The organism is Paenibacillus sp. FSL P4-0127 (genome assembly GCF_038007325.1).
Taxonomy (GTDB): Bacteria; Bacillota; Bacilli; order Paenibacillales; family Paenibacillaceae; genus Fontibacillus; species Fontibacillus macerans.
Genome location: NZ_JBBOWY010000001.1, coordinates 1,073,802 through 1,097,569, shown reverse-complemented (window position 1 = coordinate 1,097,569; position 23,768 = coordinate 1,073,802). Strand labels below are relative to the sequence as shown.

24 protein-coding genes are annotated in these 23,768 nt (G+C 43.1%); 3 read left to right on the top strand and 21 right to left on the bottom strand.

Annotation, left to right across the window (positions count from 1 at the left end; genetic code table 11):
* Positions 1-60: 60 nt before the first annotated feature.
* The 16 genes from NYE74_RS04885 to NYE74_RS04810 all read right to left on the bottom strand — a co-directional run bounded on the left by NYE74_RS04885 (position 61) and on the right by NYE74_RS04810 (position 16,208).
* On the bottom strand, positions 61-480 hold the full coding sequence (locus tag NYE74_RS04885) for a phage tail assembly chaperone (RefSeq protein WP_036618711.1): 420 nt from the start codon (positions 478-480) through the stop codon (positions 61-63).
* A 46-nt stretch (positions 481-526) separates the two neighbouring features.
* Positions 527-1,003 carry a phage tail tube protein gene (locus tag NYE74_RS04880; protein WP_036618709.1) on the bottom strand — a complete coding sequence of 159 codons (477 nt, stop codon included), beginning with the start codon at positions 1,001-1,003 and terminating at the stop codon, positions 527-529.
* Positions 1,004-1,016: 13 nt separating this feature from the next.
* Positions 1,017-2,345: a phage tail sheath family protein gene (locus NYE74_RS04875; RefSeq protein WP_036618706.1), complete on the bottom strand. Its 1,329-nt coding sequence runs from the start codon at positions 2,343-2,345 to the stop codon at positions 1,017-1,019.
* Entirely contained in the window at positions 2,338-2,544 is a 207-nt protein-coding gene (locus tag NYE74_RS04870) for a hypothetical protein (RefSeq protein WP_036618704.1), read from the bottom strand. The genes NYE74_RS04875 and NYE74_RS04870 overlap by 8 nt, the downstream gene beginning before the upstream one ends.
* Positions 2,534-2,977, bottom strand: coding sequence for a phage tail terminator family protein (locus NYE74_RS04865; RefSeq protein WP_124332340.1), 444 nt, complete (start codon positions 2,975-2,977; stop codon positions 2,534-2,536). The genes NYE74_RS04870 and NYE74_RS04865 overlap by 11 nt, the downstream gene beginning before the upstream one ends.
* 441 nt (positions 2,978-3,418) lie before the next feature.
* The gene (locus tag NYE74_RS04860) at positions 3,419-5,119 is read right to left on the bottom strand and encodes an ABC transporter ATP-binding protein (protein ID WP_051985180.1); all 1,701 of its coding nucleotides are present in this window, start codon (positions 5,117-5,119) and stop codon (positions 3,419-3,421) included.
* A gap of 41 nt (positions 5,120-5,160) precedes the next feature.
* On the bottom strand, positions 5,161-6,456 hold the full coding sequence (locus tag NYE74_RS04855; RefSeq protein ID WP_036618700.1) for a radical SAM/SPASM domain-containing protein: 1,296 nt from the start codon (positions 6,454-6,456) through the stop codon (positions 5,161-5,163).
* Positions 6,440-7,540, bottom strand: coding sequence for a radical SAM/SPASM domain-containing protein (locus NYE74_RS04850; protein ID WP_063836290.1), 1,101 nt, complete (start codon positions 7,538-7,540; stop codon positions 6,440-6,442). The genes NYE74_RS04855 and NYE74_RS04850 overlap by 17 nt, the downstream gene beginning before the upstream one ends.
* Before the next feature lie 19 nt (positions 7,541-7,559).
* Positions 7,560-8,717 (bottom strand): radical SAM/SPASM domain-containing protein, encoded by a 1,158-nt coding sequence (locus NYE74_RS04845; protein ID WP_036618698.1) that lies wholly within the window; start codon positions 8,715-8,717, stop codon positions 7,560-7,562.
* A gap of 134 nt (positions 8,718-8,851) precedes the next feature.
* Positions 8,852-11,248, bottom strand: a complete 2,397-nt coding sequence (locus NYE74_RS04840; protein ID WP_036618696.1) for an ABC transporter permease — start codon at positions 11,246-11,248, stop codon at positions 8,852-8,854.
* The gene (locus NYE74_RS04835) at positions 11,236-11,940 is read right to left on the bottom strand and encodes an ABC transporter ATP-binding protein (RefSeq protein ID WP_124332339.1); all 705 of its coding nucleotides are present in this window, start codon (positions 11,938-11,940) and stop codon (positions 11,236-11,238) included. Before NYE74_RS04835 ends, NYE74_RS04840 begins: the two co-directional genes overlap by 13 nt.
* 171 nt (positions 11,941-12,111) lie before the next feature.
* Positions 12,112-12,258: a pseudouridine synthase gene (locus NYE74_RS04830; protein ID WP_115311321.1), complete on the bottom strand. Its 147-nt coding sequence runs from the start codon at positions 12,256-12,258 to the stop codon at positions 12,112-12,114.
* Between the two features lie 146 nt (positions 12,259-12,404).
* Positions 12,405-13,457, bottom strand: coding sequence for a S8 family serine peptidase (locus NYE74_RS04825; RefSeq protein WP_036618694.1), 1,053 nt, complete (start codon positions 13,455-13,457; stop codon positions 12,405-12,407).
* Position 13,458: 1 nt separating this feature from the next.
* Positions 13,459-14,214: a LytR/AlgR family response regulator transcription factor gene (locus NYE74_RS04820; protein ID WP_036618691.1), complete on the bottom strand. Its 756-nt coding sequence runs from the start codon at positions 14,212-14,214 to the stop codon at positions 13,459-13,461.
* A gap of 51 nt (positions 14,215-14,265) precedes the next feature.
* Entirely contained in the window at positions 14,266-14,973 is a 708-nt protein-coding gene (locus NYE74_RS04815; RefSeq protein WP_051985177.1) for a LytR/AlgR family response regulator transcription factor, read from the bottom strand.
* Between the two features lie 236 nt (positions 14,974-15,209).
* On the bottom strand, positions 15,210-16,208 hold the full coding sequence (locus tag NYE74_RS04810) for a copper amine oxidase N-terminal domain-containing protein (protein ID WP_164815225.1): 999 nt from the start codon (positions 16,206-16,208) through the stop codon (positions 15,210-15,212).
* A gap of 200 nt (positions 16,209-16,408) precedes the next feature.
* Between NYE74_RS04810 and NYE74_RS04805 the strand changes: the two genes are divergently transcribed.
* The gene (locus NYE74_RS04805) at positions 16,409-16,630 is read left to right on the top strand and encodes a hypothetical protein (RefSeq protein WP_270619876.1); all 222 of its coding nucleotides are present in this window, start codon (positions 16,409-16,411) and stop codon (positions 16,628-16,630) included.
* 459 nt (positions 16,631-17,089) lie between these two features.
* Positions 17,090-17,740, top strand: a complete 651-nt coding sequence (locus tag NYE74_RS04800; RefSeq protein WP_155619263.1) for a PBECR4 domain-containing protein — start codon at positions 17,090-17,092, stop codon at positions 17,738-17,740.
* A 385-nt stretch (positions 17,741-18,125) separates the two neighbouring features.
* Here the strand turns inward: NYE74_RS04800 and NYE74_RS04795 are convergent, their stop codons facing one another.
* From NYE74_RS04795 to NYE74_RS04775, 5 genes are all read right to left on the bottom strand, one after another.
* Positions 18,126-19,814: an AIPR family protein gene (locus NYE74_RS04795; RefSeq protein ID WP_196427451.1), complete on the bottom strand. Its 1,689-nt coding sequence runs from the start codon at positions 19,812-19,814 to the stop codon at positions 18,126-18,128.
* Between the two features lie 110 nt (positions 19,815-19,924).
* Positions 19,925-21,790, bottom strand: a complete 1,866-nt coding sequence (locus NYE74_RS04790) for a DUF2075 domain-containing protein (RefSeq protein ID WP_155619261.1) — start codon at positions 21,788-21,790, stop codon at positions 19,925-19,927.
* A 13-nt stretch (positions 21,791-21,803) separates the two neighbouring features.
* Positions 21,804-22,136 carry a nucleotide pyrophosphohydrolase gene (locus NYE74_RS04785; protein ID WP_155619260.1) on the bottom strand — a complete coding sequence of 111 codons (333 nt, stop codon included), beginning with the start codon at positions 22,134-22,136 and terminating at the stop codon, positions 21,804-21,806.
* Between the two features lie 209 nt (positions 22,137-22,345).
* On the bottom strand, positions 22,346-22,675 hold the full coding sequence (locus NYE74_RS04780) for an HIT domain-containing protein (RefSeq protein ID WP_155619259.1): 330 nt from the start codon (positions 22,673-22,675) through the stop codon (positions 22,346-22,348).
* A 120-nt stretch (positions 22,676-22,795) separates the two neighbouring features.
* Positions 22,796-23,149 (bottom strand): helix-turn-helix domain-containing protein, encoded by a 354-nt coding sequence (locus NYE74_RS04775; protein WP_240752217.1) that lies wholly within the window; start codon positions 23,147-23,149, stop codon positions 22,796-22,798.
* 182 nt (positions 23,150-23,331) lie between these two features.
* On the opposite strand from NYE74_RS04775, the gene NYE74_RS04770 reads away from it, so the two are divergent.
* Entirely contained in the window at positions 23,332-23,670 is a 339-nt protein-coding gene (locus NYE74_RS04770; RefSeq protein WP_128630615.1) for a helix-turn-helix domain-containing protein, read from the top strand.
* The last annotated feature ends 98 nt before the right edge of the window (positions 23,671-23,768 follow it).

The following is a 23,768-nucleotide window of genomic DNA, read 5'->3' as shown; positions in this document are numbered from 1 at the left end:
TCAAGTGGTAGCGGTTCAGGGCGAAGAGGGCGCAGACCGTTTCGCCGTCGCCCTCATCGATCAGTTTTTTACTTCATCCGCCAGTTCGTTGATGCTCTTGTCGAAGCCGTTGATCTCCTGGACCTTCTGCACAAGTGTGGCGTATTCGCCCGGGAGCAGCATCTTCCGCAGGCATTGATCCGCGCCCATCACCTGATAGGATTGCTGAAGCTCGGCATTCTTCAAATCCGGGAATACGACGCTGGCGACCGCCAGCTTGGCCAGGTATTCATCGGTGTTCGTCTCGTAGCTGACCATTCCTTTGTCCTTCACCTTGCGCTGGCAGGATTTGCGGATCGTCTCGTTCTCCTCCTCGGTCATGCTGCGCAGGCGCCACGGGACCGGCTGGCCCTGCTCATCCTTGAAACGTTCGGACACGACAACTTCCTCCACCAGTCCGGCGGCGGCATTTTGCGCAAAAAAAGCAGATAAAGAGCTCATTCGTGAATCTCCTCCTGAATGGTTTTATTTTTCCGTTAAAGAATCGTTAGTTGGTCGGCTGAATCGCGTTAAAGGATTCCATCACGTCATAATCCTCGAAGGTAAACGGAATCTCTTCCTCAAGCATATCCTCGCTGGACGCGTCGAATTTGGCCGCAATGATGCTGTCGAGGTTGCAGTTCCGCAGGAACACGGTTTGTTTGCCCGCGCTGCTTCCCGGCTGCTCGTTCGTAATCATCAGATCGAACCAGAAGTCGTTCCCGTTCTTCACGTAGTCCTCCATCAGCTTGCGGAAAAAGGAGGAGACGTAATAAATGGTCAGCGTGCCTGTGCCTTTCCAGCCGGCCGACCGCTGCGGCGTCCCCGTTCTGCCCAGCGTCGGGACGTCCACTTTCGATTTTTCGATCGTCGACTCCAACGTTTTAGCGTAGAACAGCTCCTCCGTCCGGTCGCCGATTTTTACGAAGGCTTTGGCCTGTTTGCCGCTTATCGCATCTTTCACATTAAAAAAAGAACCTGCCATGTTTTCGTCCTCCTTAGTTGACCGTGACGGTCATGTAGATTTTTTCGATACTATCCACCGGCTGCACGCTCAGATTGATGACAACGGCGTCCCCGTCGATGCCCGGCAGCACTTCCAGATCGGTCTCCGCGTTGAAATTCTGAATCGCTCCAATGCCCTGCAGGGTTCCCAGATAGCTGAGCACCTCGCCTTTCAGCAAATTGCGGCCGTCCGCGTTGTTTCCGACTTTCCCGATGTAACTTGCGCCGAAAGTACGCTGAATGTCCCGCGCGATCGTGTCCAATACCCGCACGACGCGGTTTTTGCTGAAATGTTTGGCTTTTTCGGGCGTAAATGTCTTGAAGGTGTTGATATCCTGCTGGATCTGCACCTTGCCGTTCGCCGCCGTCAGCACCAGCTCGCCGTTTTGCAGCGCCTTGATCGTCTCGCTGTACGTCAGTTTCGGCGTTACGTCAACCGCATTCGGAATCTCCGCATAGGTGAGCGATTCGTTGACGGCTGCTCCCGCTTCCATCGCGGCGATTTCCCACAACAGGGAAATCGGCTCCACCGTCAATCCTTCGGCGGTGATCACGCTATTCTTCAAGCTGATGACCCCTTCGTAGTCCGCTTGCGGGTAATTGTAGAGGACGGTGACGAACTTCTTGCCTTCATCGTCCCGCAGACGTTTTGTATACGCCACGGCCAACTGCTTCAGCGCGGAATCGTCGGTCGGCAAACCAAGCACGTCGAACTCCTCCGCTTCCAAAGCCGCCAAAGCATCGGTCCAGTCGCCGTTTCCGCCGGTGCCTTCCTTGCCGCCCGCCAGCGCCGTTCCCGCCGTTTCGGTCAACTCACCGCTGCCCGCGAACGTGACGAAGTCATTGCTTACGAGCGCCTCGGCCGAACCGACGATCTGGGCGTCGACTTCCTCGCCTTCCAGCAACGTGCGGACTTCGTAAGCGTCCGGTTGATCCACGCTGGCCTGCACGACGATTTGCAGGTCATTGCCGCGCGAGCCGCCGTATTTGGCGGTAGCCGTCAAATTGCCGATAGCGGCCGTAGCCTTTACGGCGTTTTTGGCCCCCAGCCGATAGATCAGCACCTGGCTGGCGTGCGCCATCGCCGCTGCAATGTGGCGGATTCTTGCGTCAGCCGCGTTAAAGCCCAGCAGCTTCAAGGCGTTCTGCAGAAAAGTCGCCGCCTCCAGCTTGATCAATCCGCTTGGCCCCCAAGGCAGCGATGCCGGAAAAGCCGCTACCCCGCGCTCGCCGACCGTGCCTAGCGGGCGAGCCGCCGATTTAAAATTAATGTAAACCCCCGGAGATACTTTATTTTGCGTTGTCCATGTGCCGTTAGCCATGTTCCTTCACTCCTCTTTGGATAAATGATTGTAGCGCCTGCTCGGCCTGGGCTTCCGTATAGGCCGCCCCGTCCTCCAGCGTCACGTGCAAAATGTCCTTTTCCACGCCGCTAAAGCGTTTGGCCGCCAGCAGCTGGGCCTTGGAAAAAGTCCGTTCCGCCGGTGCCACAGGCTTGTCCGCTTTCTTCTTAAACACCATCTTTAACCTTCCCCTCCTGCCGAAGTTTTCTCATCTTGATCTCTTCGCTGGCCGGCGACCAGACCCATTGGCGGAATGTCAGGTACAGATGCAGCGTCCCGTCGTCCTTGATTTCGGCGTTTATGCCCGCCCCATGCGACAGCCCGTCATCCGCCGGAAAATCCGCAAACAGCTCGCAGAGCTGCTCCGCCATGTCGTAGGCGGACTCTCGGCTGCGTTCCGCCGCGGGGAAAAACCCGACATCAAGCGAATAGGTCCGCTTAAAGCGCCGCCCCAGCTCCTGATTCTGCTCCGATTTAAGCAGCCGCACGAAAAAGCACGGCCCCGTGAATCCTTCCGGACTCGGCTCGGTATAAACCGGCAGATCCCGAAACCGGGCCGCTACCGCCGCAGCCACCCGCTGCACCACGTCGTTCATGATCGACTGTGACAAATGCTCACCTGCCTTCGCTTAGGCTTGTTTTTCCCGCCGATTTTCAAGGACGCAGCATTCCGGACAGCATTCAACCGGCATCGAACGGCCGACGCTTCCAGAACACTTCACGGCTGGCCCCATCCGGCGTCCCTTCTATTGCACAATTGTTCGAACGCCCTTCCTCTATAGCGCCTACCTGGTATCATCACCCGCTGCAATGAGGGTACGCCCGTATGGGATGCCTGCCGCTGCCTCTGAAACCGGCGAGAAAAAAATAGGGCCGTGAAAGTCTCATTCACAGCCCCGTTCGGTATTAAGTTTTTATCTTTCGACACTATCATTTTATCTCGGATTGGCGGCCATCATCGGCCCTAAAGCGGACATGGAAAGGACAATGAGCGGACAAGTGGGAGGACAGGAAGAGGACAGGTATTTTGGCTTCTGGGAAGAATACGGTGACTAACTGCAAACCACTGACGGTTTACTCACATTGGCTTGCCATTCTTCGTTTGTTAAGCTTAAAAGGGTTCCGTCCTGAACGGCATAGATTTTATCAAAGTACTGCATCTCATCCGTGTTATGGGTTATCAAAATAATGATTTTATCGTTTTTTATCTCTTTTAGTAAATTTAAAAACGCGCCCCTTCTTTCCGCATCCAAAGAAGCGGTCGGCTCATCAAAAATGATAATGTCCGCATTTTTTACCAAGGCCCTTAAAATATCGAGTCTCTTTTTTTGACCGCCTGAAATATTGTTTCCGCCGACACTCAAGATCGTATCCCATTTGTTGGGCAAGTCCATAATTTCATCGTACAAATCTATAGTTTTAGTGTAGTCATCCAGCAAATTCAGGTTAACATTTGTTCCAAAGCCTATGTTATTTAAGATCGAGTCATGAAAAAACAAGGAATCTTGAGGAATATAGGCCGTCCTTCTTCGGAATAAACACAAATCCATGCCGTCCAGCCTGTCATGATTGATCCGAATACAACCTTGCTGTGGTTTATACAGCCCGAGCAGCAGCTTGGTTATCGTTGACTTTCCGCAACCGCTTGGCCCGACAAAAGCCGTAATTTCTCCCTTCTTTATAGCTCCTTTGGCATCCAAAAGCACCGGTCTGTCGTTTACATCGTAAGAAAAAGATACATGATCAATAATGATCTCGTAAATTTGCTGAGGCGGAGGGGCACCTTTCACGTTCTCTTCCGCTTCATTTAAAATTTCATCCAATCTGCCGATCGCTGTTACTGTCCCTTGGTAACTGTTGTTGAATTCGCTAAAAAACCGGGTCGACCCTAGCAGCATACTCTGGTAATTTATAAGCGAAACGATCGTTCCGATTGTATATCTATTTGCAAAAACGCCCAACCCGCCAATGATCCATATCACTCCCGATAGCAGGTATACCAATATACCGCCAATATTGATATTGATTGAATAAGCCAGTTCCAATTTCATCTGATGGTCGTATTGCCTTTTATAAGCTTTTAAAAAATTTTTTTCTACATAACCGAATGCATTATAAATCTTGGTCATCAATACATTATTATACGTCTCCACCATTTGATTCATCGATTGCTCGTTGCTTTTCATCGTTTTTTCCGCATATTCTTTTACTTTTTTTCCAAAGCATCTGTTGACCAAGATGTATAGTGCGATGATGAGCATGGAAACGGCGAGCAACTTCCAATCAAAAAAAAGGATCATACTGCAAGCAAAAACAGTAGTAACCGCATTACTGAAGATGCTGACCGTCATATATCCGCAATTTTGTTTGATGGTATCTATTTCTTTGTTATACCGGGATAAAATGTCGCTTAACTTATGATCGTCAAAAAATTTGTAGGGCAGCCGGCTGAGCTTGTCGTTGAGCCCTCTTCTCAAAGAAAAGCTCAGATTCTCGACAATCTTTGCCAGCAAATAATCTTTTAAAATATTCAATAAGGAATTCGTAAAAAATAAAATAAGCATACCCGAAACACAAATCATAAACAGATTAAAGTCACGTTTCGGAAATGCTTGATCAATAAGCCCTTTATAGGTTAATGGAATACAGATGGTAATGAGGCTTTGAAGTACCGTTATAGCCAACACTACGATGATAATTTTTTTTTCTTTAAGCAAGTATTTGTTCAAAAAAGCAATATATGCATTATGCATAAGAGAGACAACCTTCCCTCAATAAAATTACAATGGGTACCTCACTTTGATTCAAAAACTAGCTTCTTTAAATGGTCGTTTGCGTTGTCATTCAAATATTCCAAGAAGCTGCCCAGATTTTCTTTGCTCGTTTTCGTACGGTCATAGTGATAGAGCATAAAATTGACCAGTAATATTTTCAGTTCGCAATCCCCGTATATGTCTTCGGATTTTTTCTCCTTTTCCACAATTTCGGCAGCGCACGGGCCAGTACAAAAATATTGGATATCGCACTTACTGCATCTCTCCCGCTTGCTTACCAAAAAAAGATTTTGAATCTCCTCGTTTTGTTTCTTCACATTGATTAGGTCAGTGATCTGATCAGGAGTATGTTCCCTAATGTTCCCTATCTTGAAGTTTTCATCATGAAGGTTTGAACACATCCGTATTTCACCGTTGGCATGAATTCCCCAGGTTCTCCCGAAACCGCCGCACTCTGTTTTCGTCTGAACCGTGCTGAAAAACATATTGGTAATGTTATCATTGAAATATTCATGCTCAAGAACATAGTGGACCGTGCTTCGATAAATATCTATCTTTTCAAAATAACTCATAGTGGATGGATAAGCCGCCGCGCGCCCTACATCGCTTACAAACCTGATTAAACACGCTGCGTTATATTTATATGTTAGAGCGATCGCCCTTTGCAGAAATTGAGCGGTATGCTTGTTAATGACGAAGGAAAATTTCAAACTGCAATCGTTATCAATAATCTGGTTGAACGATGTTATCATCTTATTCAGCAATTTATCGTGTTCGAATATATTTTCTATGCTGATCTCAACAGCTCCAACGTATTGCGCGAAGTTATCGATAAGCTTTTTGCTAAGCAGCAGTCCATTCGTTTGAAGAAGGATGCGTTCCTTTCCGAAGGTATCGCTGAAGGCCTTTAAAATTTCGATGATGTCCTTTCTTACAAAAGGCTCCCCACCGGTAATAATGACTACTTTGGGGCTAACTGCCCTGATTTTGGGGATCAAAGTATGTTTTATCTCCTCCAAGGAAAGGTCCTCTTTCGTGCTGACATGTGTTCCCGAATTCATGCTGCAAAAATCGCAATTCAAATTACATTTGCCCGTAACTGAATAGTATACGTTATTGATCGATTGTTTTTTGTCGATCGTCTCAAAAAGGCTGAATCTTTTGTTCAAATATTCACAAAAAACCGTCCAATGAGTGCTATATTTATTAAAAACACGCTCATCCATCTTTACCCAATGGGAACTTTCCGGGTTCAACAGGATTACTTTTCCATTCTTTTTTACGATTTTGATTTGGGGACTAAAGTTCGTATTCATAGGCACGACTTCCTTCGGCGATTTTTTTTAATCGGTCTATATTTTTATAATAGAAAGAACTTTTAAACTTCTGCATATAACAGAGCGTTGGATCCGGCAAATTCACGTCGCCATTCGTTTCCAAACTTTGCATAATACAGCCCTTTGCCCCGCACACTTCGTAAATTTCACACCTATTGCAGTTTTCATTATCGATAGAATTCAAATTTTTTAAGTATTCAATTTTATTCCGGTTTAATCCTTGATCGGCGTTTCCCAGGCTTTCCTCTTCTACCATGTAGGCGTGACACGGGTAAAAGGTTCCGTCCGTCCGGACATAAAGGCTAATGATCCCGGCGCCGCAGCTGTAAAATTTCCTCTTTTTCTCCACGGAACTGAAAACTTCATTAATAAAGCTCCATCCAAAAGCTTTTCTTTCAGCGGCACATTGTTCATAAAAGGAAAATACCTTATTTATTTCATCGCAAATGACCGTCAGCTCATCTTTTTTCCAGTCGACGGACAAATCAATAGCCGTGTCAACGATTTTGATGCCTAATTCTTCAACCAGAAACTTCACGGTTTCCCCGTAATGCATGTAATTGTTTCTCGTAATAACATTGGTCGCCTGGATGTATTTTCCCGCTTTCCGTTCATATTCACGTACATGTTTCCAGTTTTTCAAAATAGCATCAAATGAACCCCTGTTATGGATGGTAACCCGATTCAGATCGTGGACGTCCTTTTTTCCGTCAATGCTTACTTTTAAATCAAAGTTGTTTTCCGCCAACCAATCGATAATTTCCGAATTCAGGAGCGTAGCATTCGAGGTCATCGACAATTTAACATGGTACTGCTTGTCCTTATTTTTATCCTGGATATACTGCAGTATTTGGTTCAGCAAAGGAAAATCGATCAGCGCTTCCCCGCCGATAAAATCAAACCAGATTTTTTTGTCCCTATGAATCACCGCTTGATCAAATGCCAAATCTACGCTTTGTTTAGCCGTTTTCAATGACATGACGGAGCCTGCTTTATCCCCTAAATAGCAGTATTTACACCTCAGATTGCATTTCTGATTAACTTCCAGCGATATTGAATACATGGTAGGATACCCCTTTATTTTATGATTTGGCAGCCGCCGCTTCACGGATGATGGATTCCATCGTCTTTCCGATTTTAATTTGATTGGCCTCGGCAATCTCAAAATATCTCATTAATCTGGGGATTTTCCGCTCATACATCTTTTTAATCACTTGGTAATTATGTTTATACAATATCCGTTCCAGTTTGCACGTAATGTCCGAAGGTATATTTAAAGAACCCGTCAGCCGGTAATTTTGAAATCCGCACTTTCGCCCACTGCACGTAAAGGCGATATCGCAATCATTGCATTTGTTCGAAGGTTTCACAGACGCTTTGATACAACTTATTAGTTTCGTTCGGTCAATACCCTCCTGAAAATTTCCGATGTTCCATTTCATATCGTTCAGTACATACCCGCAGGGAAAGATATCCCCGCTGCTATTTACCGTAAAGTGCCCGATTGAACCGGCCGAACAAAACAGCGGCTTCCTGCTGGCAAAAAACGTTGTTAACTTGAGATCATGCAAATTAAAGAGGCGATCTTGAGTGTTTGCCACCGAATTTAAATAGTACTCGTCCAGAAGCTCCATCTGTTCATCCAGCAGGTTCAGGGTTTCTCGTGTCCACGCTCCGAAATCATCGTAAGCGGCGTGAACTCTTTTCACGCCCATCTCGTAAAAATAAAGTACATTTTGATGAAATATGTGTACATTATTGCAAGTCACCGTCATCCGAACGCCAAACTGGACTTTTTGCTCAATTAACTTTTGTAGATTGCGCAGAATCGTGTCGTAGTAATTCCTCTTATTGCCGCTTGATCTGTTTAAATTATGCGTCTCACGGTCCCCATCGATGCTGACATAAAGTTTGAAGTTATTATTTCTCACGATTTCCATGATCCTGTCATCGAGCAATATCCCATTGGTGGTCATCTCGAACTCAAACCTTTGTTTTATTTCGCGGTATTTATCATCTATATAATCAAAAAGACGGAGGAGCACCTTTTTGTTTAATAATGGTTCTCCACCTAGCAAACTAAGATGAATTTTTTCTTCTTTCGGGTTATTTTCCACCATAAAATCGATAGCTTCCCGCATCACTTCTTCGCTTAAGACCGAGTTCCGTTTTTCATTGCCTTCATAACAATAAGTACATTGAAGATTGCAACCATCCGCCAGGTTTAAGGTGCACTCCATAAGCACTTTCCTTTCATTCAGGTTTTGCTTTAACTGTATGCTCCTTTGAGACCTGGCGAAATGGTTTTTGTTTAAATGTACTCTGAAGTAGCCTAGATGGTTAGCATATGTGGTTAGCTTAACCTCATCCCCATTTATCGTAATCTCTCCACTACAGTCTGCCTTGACATTGAGCTCCTCATGAACCGGAGTACGCAAACTTGAATCAGCAACGTAGCGAATACATATAAGAAAATGGCAAGCCACGGAAATTTATAATGAATAAAAGAAAGTCCGCCAACGTTCCCTAAAGATTCGCTTATCCCATACCCGATAAGATTCCCTGCAAGAAGAGAAATCACGAAGCTTCCAACAATTAAAAACCCGGTTTCGCAACCCAACATGGCGAATAACTGTTTCCGATCCATGCCTATGGCTTGCATAATTCCGATTTCGACTCTTCTCGCATTAATTGTGGTCATAACCGTGTTCAACAGATTAATAACGCTAAATAAGGCTATAAAAATCATAAAACTGTACACAGCAATCGTGATCATTCGAAAGCCCGCCTTATTGGACTTCACCATGTCAGAAAATGAAAGTACGTTTAAAGTGTCCTTGTTTTGAATCAGACGTTGCAGCTCCTCTTTCACGATTTGTTCATTCGTATTTTCCTTGAGAACCACTTCAAAACTTTGATTCGGATTAAAAGGGGCTAAGGATTGCATGACTTTGGACGGCAAGTAAAACTCTGTTCCCATGTTTTTATCCGCTATATCGCCAATGATCTCGAACTCATGTTCAACCTTGTCCCGATCATTGCCAATGATAAATGAAATTCGGTCGCCAACGGCGTACTTAATGCCGTAAAATTCGAAAGCACTACTGGCGCTGTTCATCAGAATATAGGAATCATCCGAAGAATCAACTTCAGGTATTTTTCCTTGAACCAGGCGCTTTCGTAATGGCTCTATATTATTCGGAGAAATGTTTTCTACGCTTACCACCGCAGGTCCTTCACTTTCGCTCGTTCCTTTAATAGTGGCTTCGATATACTGACGTTCTATAACACGATCGACTCCGCTTATGGAGAGGATGCTGCCCTTTAAAGTCCCGGAGAGCTGATTCTCGCTTTGCAGATCGCTTAAATTCACCGTTTCAGAATAAAGTTCACTGTTGATTTGAATCACGAACTTCCCGTTATTCGGGAAGTTCGGCTGAGTTCTGGAGACCGCATCAACCGAATTCAGCAGTGTCGCAAATGAAATGAACAGAACGCCGCTTAAGATCAACGATAACAACGTCAACAGCGTTTTTTTTCGGCTTCTTGTTAAATTCATCCCGGCCAAAGCAAAGGGGGTTAGCCGTTTCGAGCTTTTCTTCTCTTTCCTCTTATAGATATAGATTTCCGCTCCGATGTAGCGAATCGCTTCGATCGGGGATATTTTCGCTGCAAACTTGGCCGGCGCGTTTAATGAAAACCGTACCGTTATAACCGTAAACAAACCTGCCGCTATAGCGAGAAGCAGGCTGGGAAGGAACGTCCAAACGGAAGGATTCATGGCCCAACTCATCAAGCATCCTAGGAGAACGCCAACCGGGATAAAATTACGGGATACATATCCCCCTTCATATTTCACCATCTTTTTAATTTGCTTGCGCGTTGCTCCTAATGCCCGTAGTTGTCCATATTGTTTGATTTGTTTGATAATCGATATATAAAAAATGTTGTAGATTACGACCCAGCATGCCAATGCAATGACCACGATGATGCAAAAAATCATCAGGATGGTGCCGCCTGATAGATTGTTGGTATCTACGTTCATATTATTGATCTGAACGTTTTGCTCAGGAAAGCCGATTTGATTTCCGATATCTTTGATTTTGGATTTCAGTTCTTCATTGGCATAGCTGCCGGCATTTTGCACTTTAATGGCTGCGGAATATTTTGCCTTGGAAAGGTGCGGATCGGCCGCGATAAACGCCTTTGATACCAAGGCGTTGTAGCTGATCCGATTTGCCTCTCCGGACGCAGTCGTTTGTAACAAGCCTGAGATCACAAATTCGTTCGTCTGCATTTCTTTGCTGGCGTTGTTTCTAAACTCCACTACGATGCGATCCCCGATACCGGGTTTGGGAGCATCGGCCGAAAAGTAGCCTTCTTCTATCGCCATTTCATTGGGCTGTGTCGGAAACTTGCCCTGAACGATGCTGGCATTCGATAAATCCATCATCGTCTGATCCGTATACAAAATCGATAATGATCGCTCCTCTTGTTTCTCCCTGCCCACCTCCAGGTAAAGCCCAACCTTGTCGATCTCCTCTACTTGTTGTATTCGAGAAATTTCATCAGGGCTGACATTATAAAAAATGGCCTGAAAATCGGAATCATTTTGCAAGTTCGTAAAAGAGTTATATCCAAATGTCAATACAACCGTTAATAAAAATGCAGCCAAAGCAATAATACTGCCGGCAAAGTAATATTTAACTCTATCCGCCTTTAAGTTCGCTTTGGATAATCTTTTTATCCCTGAAGTATTTAATTTCGCCATTTTTCTACCACCTTATTTTCCGGAACTGCTGGCATTATTTTTCCGTCTTCGATGCGTACGATACGATCAGCAAGTTTGGCGATATCCGGATTATGCGTAATCATAATAAGAGTTTGATTAAACCTTCTGTTGCTCATCCGCAAAAGTTCCATCACGCTGGCACTTGTTTTGCTGTCCAGGTTGCCCGTCGGCTCATCGGCCAGAATAATCGCCGGCTTCGTTGCCAGTGCCCTTGCAATCGCCACCCTTTGCTGCTGTCCTCCGGACAATTGATTCATTAATTTCGTTTGTTTATCGGATAAATCGAGCATCTCTAAAATACTTGTTAAATAATCTTTATCAATCTTCCCATGATCCAGTTCAACCGGAAGTATAACGTTTTCGTAGACATTCAAAGCAGGGATCAAATTGTAATCTTGAAAAATAAACCCGATGTTTGTTCTCCTAAACACCGTGAGTTGATCATCGCTAAGTTTGGACAATTCGCATCCGTTGATGACCACTTTTCCTTCCGTAGGTTTGTCGAGTCCGCCGATTAAATTTAACAAGGTTGATTTGCCGCTTCCCGAAGTTCCCTCGATCGCGACAAACTCTCCGCGGCTCACTGATAAGTTGACGCCATCCAAGGCTTTGATCAGGTTAGGGGCAACTCCATAATACTTTTTTAAATACATAGCCTCCAAGACTACCATGATATTACATCCTTTCTCGGCTTACTGGACGAATTAATCTATTTAACTTTTATATATGTAAAATAAAAGGTTTTAAACTACTTGGTTTCAAATCGTAGTTTAAAACCTTTTATTTTTAATTTGCGTCTGCAATAAAAGCATCAGGATTCCAGGTCTTTCATCCGCTTTTTGTTAATTTATGTCTGCGATCATAGCATTAGGAAGCGGGTTGATACAATCGTTCAAGCATTTGTCCTTATGCGTGCTGCAGTAGGCATAGCCTTCGATTTCCTCGAGTTCGTCCAAAACGTTGAGTTCTTTTTCCAGCTCTTTGCTCATCGTTCTCCCTCCTTTCATGCACTTACTCAAGTAAGTTTTATGTCTTAACTATAAAACCATATTCTTCCTGTACATAGCGCTTTTGATTAAATGTATCATTATTTGGGCTAATTGGTCAGTTTCATAAAATTGCAACCTTTTGGAGGCTAGATATATGCGCTCTGTACGTAAATTTTATACTTTTCCGACACCTGTAATCGTTGATGAATGCTCATAAAGGGCACCATCATCACCAAATGTATGCCTTGCCTGGCGGCGGCGTTAATTAGTTTTGACAATACGGGTTCACATTGCATCGCTTCACCTTTGCTGATTTCTCCAAAAAATAAAAAGTCCAAACCGGAAATAGAGCATTGGTCGATTTCTTCGGCCATATGAAATAAACGAACGGTTGCAAATTGATGGAGCCGGTTAAGCAAATGAATGTCGTTAGCGGTTTTTTTCATATAAAAATAACCGACTTTTTTGCCATGGAACTGGCCGTAACTTTGACTCTTGTTTCTATAGAAAAACAGGTTCGTATGGTTGCACTGAACATGCTCCATGAACGATAAAAAATCGCGGTGAATGTCGGAGCGATCCACCGTTTCCTTCAGAAATTCACTATACAAGCCGGCTATGATCGGCGCCAAAAAGCTGTTTCCTTTTTGAAGTATCACCCTATTTCGGTCAGGGACGCTGACAATATTGTCGGAGAAAATGATTTTATTCGTTTGGCGGTCGAATTTTATTTTTTGCTCAATCCCCAGGGAACTGGAAACCCCAATAACTTCGTCAAAAGCATACGGATAGGACGGAAGGTCCGTATTTCCGTCGTTATGGTTGGAAGAGACAATAGCCACTCCCTTTTTCACCGCTGCATCGCAACAGGACTTTAATTTTTGTATGGTCTCGCTGCTTGTATTTCGCAGCCCTAAACTTAGGTTGATTAAATCAACCCCGGTTTCAGCACAGTGGTTTATGGCTGCGCATAAGGCATCAACAGAGCCTTTATTGTCGCGGTTGAGCACCTGGATGGAAACGATGTGCGGAGCCATGGTCTGTCCGCAAATAATTTTTACGATATCCGTTCCATGTCCGCTATCGTCGATTGAGCATGATTGATAACGGCCTTGTCCCATTGCGATGGTTTCAATAGTTTGGTCGAGCAGTAGTTCATCTTTTAGGTTAACGCCCGAATCGATTACCGCTATTTTCATTTCACACCTGCTTTGAAAAAGTTGACCCTGCACCCGGATTCATGGGTTCACATCTGCTTGGGCTCAACATAAGTTGAATCAAACCTTTTCTTCGGTAACGGCTTACGGGTATCACTTTCTTATTAATCATGCTCAATTCATGATCGTGTAGATTGGCAATATAATTCGTATTCACAATAAAACTCGTATGACATCGAAAAAAAACAGGCTCCCGCAGTTTAGATTCGTACTCCTTCATTGTTCTGCAGCTATTGATTTCTTCAGTATTCGTATGAATGATGACGCTCTTCTGACAACGCTCTAAAAATATAATGTCGCAACACCTGATTTTAAAAATACCCTGATCATTTTTAACCAACAGGCTTTTTCTTTCTCTGTATGATTTCACATTTCTGATTTCGTTAACTAGAAATTCAATTTTCCCGTAATTGATCGGCTTTGTTATAAAAACAACATTCGCCAAGTTAGGCTCCTTTACGATAATGGAGGCGGAACTTATAGACACAAAAGCTATAACTGCATCCGGGACGATTTTTTTTACTTTCTCGACGATGGCAAATTCCTGTTCCCCGGACTTAGGGAGATCCATAAAAACCAGATCGAACGCTTGATAATAAATGTCTCTCAAAAAGCCGCGAAAGTTATAATATTTTCTGACATCCAGATGCGTATCGTTCAAAGTGCAGTAATGCTGCATGTAGCCGTGGATCTCCTTCAATAATTTGGGGCTGTCCAAACATATAGCTATTTTTATCATGTATCCATACCTCCGATACTTGCCAAATCTAGCTCTGAATGATCCACACTTTTAAACGTTTTCAATATAACTAGTCAAGCTCTCTACAACGTTTTTCCTCCTCCATTTACTGACTAGAATTTTATCGCGATTCTCGAGCTCGATCTCGTTATTCGTAATTCTCCTAATGTAATCCATATTGACGATGTAACTACTATGGCATCTTATAAATGGATAATTGATTAACTCGTTCTCAAGTTGTTGCATTTTTTTGAAGCATAAGTAATTGCCGTGATCCGTATGGATCAACAAATTTCTGTTAAAGGTCTCGATATAATAAACCCCTGGCAAAAAGACTTTAAACAATCCGTCGTGGTTTTTAATGAACATATAGTTGTTGGCAATTTTCTCAGTATGTCTTATCGCCCTGTCCATTTCCCTCTCCAGCGCAGTTTGATGGAGAGGTTTGGTCAAATAATTGATAATCGGAACAGGGTAAGTATCTTTAGCCATCTCAATAGCCGATGTCAAAAAAATCAAATAAGCGTACTTGTCCATTTTTTTTATGGAATGTACCAACCTCATTTTTTTCCTTGAAGTCATGTTAAAATCAAAAATGTAGATTTGAAAATCTGTATTCATCGTTTCAAGCAGAGGGACGGCACTGGTAAAACTGTGAATGGAAAACGACAGCCTATTCTTGCAAGCATAGTCATTCAGCATCTTTTCAACTTGATCTAAACAATCTGCATCATCACCACACATAGCCACTTTTATCACGATCCACACCCTCTATCCTGGATTTATCTCGTCATAAAAATGCAAAATATAACATTTTAATTAATTTTATATATTATTCTCCATAAATATCCTTTATCCTCTCTTTTTCTATACTTTTAACAAATTATCCATAATTATTTGAAAAACAATTGTCGCCTTATCAAACCTCGTTAAAAAACAAAAACAGAGCACTCAAGCGAGCGCCCTGTAATCGAACGAACCGTTGACTCAGAAAATCAGGACAACTCAAAGCGTTCTTCCTGCTCTATTTCCGAACCAATAAGCCCTACCTTTTTTAAATCTTCAAGATTCAAGTACATGATATTTTTATATTTTTTGACGCGCAAATCTCCTAATACAAAATCGCCTTCTTTGGCGTTCTTGTATTCGTCGGTTAAGGGGATTTCGTATCTGACAACCTCAGTACCAACATATTTGCCGATCGAAAGCTTACTTTTATCGCTGCTGCCCAAATTAACAATTTTTTCGATTTCCGAGAGCATAGCCAGTGAGATCCAACCTTCGCTCATCAGCGGCGGCAGTTTCTCATTGTTATCTACCGCAGCAACATAATTGGCATCAAAATAATCGGGGTACCCTTTATACCCGGGATCCTTCGATTCTTCAGCGGTTGGAGGTTCGCCGATAACACGGTATTTCGGAGAGTTCTTAGCCGCATTGTAGTCCGACTTGATCTCGGCCAGTTCTCTCATCATATTTAATTCCTCTTCGGCTTTGAGACCAATCTCGACGGTTCCATAAGAAGTGAAAAATACCTCAATTCCCTCAACGCTGTATGAGGCCCCTCCAAAAGAAGGGCTTGTGATTAAAATACCATTCACTTTCGACGAGTAATTGACGGTGTACCCCGTCATTGCCCCAACAAATTGAAGCGGAATATAAGTCGTGCCGTTCCGAGTAAAGGGCGCTGCCTTCAGAGATTTCTTTTTTCCATTAACATATGCGGTTTTGCTGCCGACTTTAAATGTTACCTTTAATTGATCCGCGGTTCCCGTGGTTTGACCGGATTTCTTATCGTACCCGATGTTTATATTCAGCTTCTCAAATACTTCCCGGAAAGGTACGAATGATTCCCCGTTCCGGTTTATGGATTTCGAGGAAAGCGGCTGCCCATCGACAAAAACATTTGATCCATTGGTTGCCGCTGAAGCGGATACAGCACTTAAACTAAATAACAACACACATACAATAGATATAATAGATAATCTTTTCAACAAAGAGCCCCCCATATACAATTAATTCCCACTAATTACTAGTCTAATGGGATTAGGACTTGTGTCAAGATGTTTAGTATATGAGTACTAGAATGGTTCTTGGCCCGATATGAGTTGCCTATTTACAATTGCACTTCCAGCGAGAATTTCTTATGATACAAATAAGGAATTGATACTAAATATTGCCATAGGAGGTTGTGATGAATTCAAACCTGCCCAACGAAAGCAAGCATGAGGATGTTAAGGAAGATATTCATGAGCTTAAACAGCGATTACATGATGTTGAACAGCAGCTAAGCCAATCCCGGAATGCCTCACGTAAAATACAGAAGGTAGTCCTTATTTTAGTTGCGATTATTTTGGGTATTTTTCTACTGTTGACTATAGTAGGGGTTATTCAATTTATAAGTGGCGGAAGCTAAGATTTTCTTAAAACGTTTCTCCTGAATACACAATCCATTAGGTCGGTCATGCAACTTTATCTTAGGCTCCATCCACCAAGTATAAAAATGTTCTCTAAAAACCCCGCTCTTTCCTTACTAAGGAATAAAAAGAACGAATAGAAATGCACTTACGGGGAGATTATATTTTACCATTAATTAACTGGAGGCATAATAGTTAATTCCCCCCAAATCCACGAGTTAGGTTCCCTTTGAACCGGGCTAATAGAGTCTAAACGCCCTGAGTTGTTGCGTTCTGGAATATTTAGACGTACAATGGGAATAGAAATAAAAGGGACCTTTAGGTCATCGGGGAGGCGACCCTCGATTCCACGCCGTGGGGACGTTAAATAAGACACGGAAACCTTTGTCGCCATATCACACTTACTTGCTCTGATGTTGATTGCATCAGAGCTTTTTATTTATGAAGGAGCTTACCGGATGCTTGATGTAGAAGCATTGTCCAAATTATCGGCTAAACCCAGGATTGACGAAATATCTTTAGAGCTATTGCGTCAATATTATGAACGGTATTTAGAACCTTACACTTACATCTTTGAATTAGATAACGGAGTTATCATCAAATTAGACTTTAGGAAAGAGCATCTTTGTCATCTACTTGGAATTGAAAAAATGGCCAAAGGTGCTGTTAGATACCACGACCGATTTAAATACTGTGGTCTTGAAGGATACAAAAATATTCAAAAGAGAGACATTACAATAAAACATTTAAAGTCACTAAATAAAGGTCGCTTTAATTTTATTAAGGACAAGCTCGTCTTTTTCTATCTGCTCCCTTATATTGTACATTCCCCGGAAATATTGTTGGATTTCGTAACAGGTGAGGATAACTCTCTCATAGAGGCGAAATTATTAGCCTATATGGCAACGGAAGAAGCCTATGTCCATGTAGGAATTGATGAAGATGAGTCAACAAAGCGGTTTTTCCCAAGAACCTATCTTATTGAGCGAATTAATGAAACGAGTGACGGCACCAAATTTATAAAAGGCAGAACACCGTTTCGAGTATTAAGAGCACAAAAAATGGAACGCTCCTCTACTGAAAAATTAAAAGATGGATCAGCGTCATAATGAAATCTTTCAGCCCATCTGAAATAAAAGAGAAGGGCCCTTATTCATATCGGACTCTTCCCTTTTAGAATCAGGATATCTCACTGAAAACGCTAGAAAAGATTGCTGCAGCCTTGAACATACCGGCAGGGGAATTGTTTCGTCCAGAAGAGGTTATTGGATAAACAGCAGTTGCTTGATGAATATATGAAGTTGGTAAGCGGTAGAAGTACGGAGGAGATTGCGTTGATCACGAAGATCACGCGGGATGTTATTGGGGTTGGAGGAGGGGGACGAGTAGAGACTGAATCTAGAGTATAAATAGAAAAAGGAACGGTTCGTATTCATTCTGATGTAGTATCCGTTTTACAAAAGGCTGACCGTGTTGGTCAGCCTTTTGTAAAACTTAAAGTGATTGTATCAAATTTTCCACTAAATCCCTAGTTTTAGATATTTTGTCCAATGATCCCTGATGTTTTGATTTATATTCATCTATAATACCTACCATTTTTTCGAATACATCCATCAATAAATCATTAGTTATTGTATCAATACTTAATGTAGTAACCTCTGCTACGGAATAACTGCTTCTACCTAATATGTTTATGACAGTCATCATCCCTAAATGAAATCTAAATTGTATATAATCGTCCAACTCTTCTGGAACATCTTTAAGAAAGTACTCAATTTTCTTCATTAATGAAGAGCAGGTAAGATAAACTTTTAGTCCGTATTCTTCATTGAATACCTTTTTATAATCATCATTATGTTTTATTAATGACGATGGTCTTGCTCGAGCATTATCCGGCTCTTTTAAAATAATGGACATGATGCACTGTGCCATATAAGGAATACTTACTATCCGATCAGATGGCTTTCCTTGATTTTTATAATAGTTTTTTCTTCTGTCGTAATACCATCCGTTTTGCAACAAGTATTCTTCAATATCACGTTGAATACGATCTGTTGCTCTTAATGAAGCGGTAGGGATGGTAGTTTGATTGTTTGTCGCTTTAATAATCCTATCCCGAGCTTCGGGGTCTTTGGTTACAATAATTCTAACCAATATGGCCCTGCCTTCATCCTTCCAACGCTCTCTATCCACAGTTAAATAGTTAAAAATTGTTGTAGTTGTTTGGAGTCCATTTACAACTTGGATATCATCTAATGTTATTGTCTTTCCTACAATACTTGCATTCGATGCTAAAATCGTAACACCATTGTTCAAGTACCAAAAATCAAGCGTATCCTCATGCTCTAATGTTAGTCTTATATCTTTATTTACTTCTACCTCACCTTGATAGTCTCGAACGTTTGACTCAAATATATATTTTCTTAAACTTCCTCGTTCATCAGAAACAAAGTCACAATAATCGGTTATCTTCGAAAGAATTACATAGTTGTCTTCTCCCCGAGATATATAATTTTCAAGAAATCGAAGCTGTAGTGTGTAAGTTTTTTCAGTACGAGCTGCGTCTAATAACTGTCTTGCCCCAATAAAACCCACCGTACATTCGGAACCTGCGAACTTGGATGTAACAATATCAATCAGGCTTTTTCCTTTTGCCTCTACTTTATGATGTACGTCTTGATTGTCTCCCTTACTTGCATACACAAATTTCACGGATAATTGTGGGTGCCTTCTGGCTAAATGAACATATATATCTTTAAATTGTGTTATCTTCTTAACAAGAAAGCTATTATACCGTCCTTTGATATCCCTCTCCTTTTTTGATAGGTCAAAGATATCAAACGCAGTTGATATAACTTTGTCCATAGCAGTTTCACTGAATGAAGAAGATTGCTTTGCCTGTATAAGAACTAGATCCATTTTGGGATTTCTTTTTACTTCTTCATGGCTAAAATCCTCATCGACTAATTCATCGTTAATAAAAAGAAAGAACCCGTCAATACCACCATCATCACCAGAACCTATCTTACCGCTCTCAAGTTCCTCATATGATAAATCGTTATTTTTCAAAATTTGCTCGAAGGAAAATACTTCAAAATAATCGTCTTCTCTAATTGACTTCGCAATTTCAGCCCTACGTTGTTCTAAAATTGCATTCAATACAATTACATCATTACTAGACACCATTTTTCCTCCATATTATGAAATTTGTAGTAGTTCTATCGCCTCATATCATAGCACATAATGGGGTATTTTCTGTTATTATCCTGAATGTTGATTTGAGAATTTAGGCATCATTCAGCGGAGTTCCCCAATTGCCCCTCCAAATACCCCCTCAACTCCGGGTTCCGGCAGTACAAATAACACCCATTCATCCCTCGGGAAATCAACACTTTATAGATGTTTTTGATCAGCTTGGTTAGCTGGTCGGGGTTGTTTTTCAGGCCTCTTTTGCCCATGGTGTCTTTGTATTCGTTATAATCGGCGTAGAGTTCCATGGTCGTTGGATCGTATTTCAGATCGTTGCCGATGATGACGCCGACGTAGTCGAATTCCAGGCCTTGCGAAGTATGGACGCAGCCGATTTGCTCGACGCCGGCCTCGTGGATGGCCCAGGTGCTGGAGATGGAACGGCCGTTCCAAGGCATTTGGAAGCCGTGCTCCGGGATGGTCACGTCCGCGACTTCGCCGTTGCGGTTGCCTTCGGTGTCTTTGGTCCAATCCCAGGCGAATCCGGCAAGCATCCGTGCTTTATACCCAGCGTCTACCTTCGCTTTGATCTCTTCATATACGGCATTAGGCGTGTCAAGCAGTTTGAACTCAAAAGTTTCCCGGTCCCAGCCGTTAAAGTTGGCCGTCGGACGGATTTGCAGCACGTGGTCGATCCAGTTAATGAAACCTTCAGCTCCCGAACAGCGGAATTGGGCCGACAGCGTGTATTCGTGAATTTCGGAGCCATAAGTACTAGCGATTCGTTCGATTTCGGACACAGTGCCGATGTCGTCCGGCCGAATCCGCTGGAATTCATCGATGAAAAAGACGTTGACCTTCGAGGCTTTGATAATATCCTCGATCTGATTGACGCCGCGGTATTGGTAAGCCCCTTTTCCTTTCAGGCGGTGGGCCTCATCGACGACGAGGACGTCAAAGAAATTTTCCGGGGTATCGACAAATTGACCTGATCCCGCAAACAAATTGCGAACCCGCGCTTTGTTCTTCGGCTGCTGCTTCGCCAGCGTCTCCACCATGACCGTTCTAAAGGAGGCGTTGGGGGCGACAAACTTGGCGTTCAGCTTTTGCTTCAGCAAGCCGCCCAGCGCGTTCATGGAAATGACGGATTTGCCAGTACCCGGCCCGCCTTTGATGATGATCGTTTTTTTTCGGCTCATGTCTTTGGCCAAACTGATGATCGTCTCATAAGCGACCTTCTGTTCGTCCAGCAAAATAAATTCGGCGTTCCCTTTGAATAGCCCGTCCACATGGTCGATCAGCTTTTTGGAGGGGCGGATTTTCCCGTTCTCAATTAAGTAAAGCAGATTAATGCCGTTTCCTTTGCCGACGTGTTGATGTAAAAACTCCTGGAGCTTCGCCGTATCATCCGCCATAAATAACGGGGCTTCCCGGATGATGTTTTGGTAGCGTTCGCTCTTTAGCGGATCAGGCTCCGGCACGCGATAGTTATGTAAATAAGCACAGGAATAACCCTTAAGCTCACTACTGTGAATCGCTTCATTCATATCGTCCAGAAACTGGCGGTAAGACCATGCTTGGTAGGACGGATGAGGGATCTCGCGCTGTCTGCCGTTGATGTAAGCCACGACCACATCCTCCCGGTCGGTCGCCTGGGCCGCATCCCACTGCTTCAGCTCCACGATTACGAAGTTATCCCGGACTTCCGTGTCCTGCCCCGCCACGATGAAATCGATGCGCTTGCTGGTCGCCGGGATATTGTATTCGATCATGACGCCACAATCGTCGGCAATGTTGGAATTGCGAATGACTCGTTCCATGAACTGCATGGAGTTGTTCCAGGCTCTTTTTTCGCCCGGGCTCGGTTTCATCCCCATCTTGTTGAGGAATGCTTGCTCGATCTCCACGGTGATTTGGTTGCGGTCCACCGACTCCCTAAAATTCAACGCGTTGCTGCTATAAATAATCATGCTGCCTGCACTCCTATAGCTCGGTATATTTGGTCATTTTGCCGAAGGCCTTGTCCACCGGATATTTGGCGGCGTTTCTCCGCATTTTGTCCCGGATCACGTCCTCGATCTTAAGGTCCAGCGCATCGGCCAAATACACGGCGTAGATCAGCACGTCGGCCAGTTCGTCAGCGATTTCCTGTTTTTTATGCGACACCGCGTCTTCGGACGATCTCCATTGAAAATTCTCCAACAGCTCGGAAGCCTCCAAGCTTAGCGAGATCGCCAAATCCTTCGGATTGTGGAATTGCCCCCAGTTCCGCTCCTCCCGAAAAGCGAGCAGCATCTTGATCAGCTCTTCATTCATGTTTGTGCTCCTATCATTCTGTAATAGAGTTTGAGCCGTACCCGTCCCCATGCAAAAAAGAGACGGTCCACCCCCTTGGTATAGGGCCCGCCTCTTGTCGTTCTTGGTGTGGCCATGCTTTGGCCCATGGTTGAATTTTCCTACTTCCAACTTATTACGGAACGGGGGATTCGTCAAATTAATCGGACTTATTGCAAGACAAATACGAATTAACGTAATGGCTCGCCAAAAAATACATGAAAATGAAGATGTTTTGAGTCTTGGTACTTCCCCAAATTTATAAGTACCCTGCAAGCTCCATGCTCAGATTGCACTTGTGATGCCACTTTTTTAACAACGTCCATCAACTCAATTAAGAGTTCATTGTCGCTTTGCTCTAGTGTTAGTAGAGATGATATATGCTTCTTCGGAATCACAACAATGTGAACAGGATAATAAGGGCGAGTGTGATGATATGCAAGAACATTCTCAGTCTCAAATACTTTCTCTACTAAAGTACGGCCACTTAATACCTCATCACAATAAAAATCCTCAGTCATAACTATCCCTCCACATCTTGTTTTCTTTATTTTAACACCCAATATTAAATAAAACTCACCCTCTTTACACAAAAGAAGGCGAGTTTCTTTAATTGTAGGATCGTAAAATAAATACCTGTTTTATGATGAGGTATCCGTCTTTAAAATCTCCTTCAAAACATTCTTAGCCAGCTTCATTTTCTCTTCATTAGCTTCTCGAAGCATGTCCACAATCTCTTGGATAGAGCGATCCATAAGAGTTATTTTCATTTCTTCTTCAACATAAGCAAACAACTGGATCAAATTAACTTCCAAAGCCTCTGCAATTTTGGCCAAATTCACAAGTGATACGTTTTTCTCTCCACGTTCAACTTGCCCGATATATGAAAAATGGAAGCCGCCCTTCTCTCCTAGAGCTTCCTGGGACAACCCCTTTTCTTTTCGCAGCACACGAACTCTAGCTCCTACGAGCTTTAATACCTTTTTGTCCGTCACGAGATTCACCTCTCTATGTAGAAGTGTAGTCAAGTTTCCGGGAGGTATCAACAGAGGGAACTTGGGAGACCAAAAAAAATAATCTCATTTATTTTTATACTTATAAGTACTATTAAATCGCTTATATTTCTATTATAATTATATATGTGCCTTGCCAAAACTAAAAGAAGAGGTGGAAATCCATGAGTTTACCAAAAATTGTTGGAAAACGAATACGCGAATGTAGAAGAAAGAAGAATTGGACCCAGGAGCAACTAGCCGAAGCTGCTTCGCTTCATAACAGTTACATAGGCAGCGTAGAGCGTGGAGATCGCAATATTTCTTTGGAAACATTGGAAAAAATCGCCTTGGCTTTAGACGTACCGGCAGGGGAGCTAGTTCAGTCGGAAGAAGCATTGGACAAGCAGCGTTTACTTGATGAACATTTGAAGTTGGTAAGTGGTAGAAATGCGGAAGAGATCGCGTTGATTACGAAGATCACTAGGGATGTAATTTGGGGGATGGAGATGAAGGGGAACTAATTAACGGAAGGTAGAGAGACAATTACTAGCATACACGGCATGAATGGAAACTATCTGCAAATTCCAAGTTACTGTCCTGGATACAACGATTTTTTAAT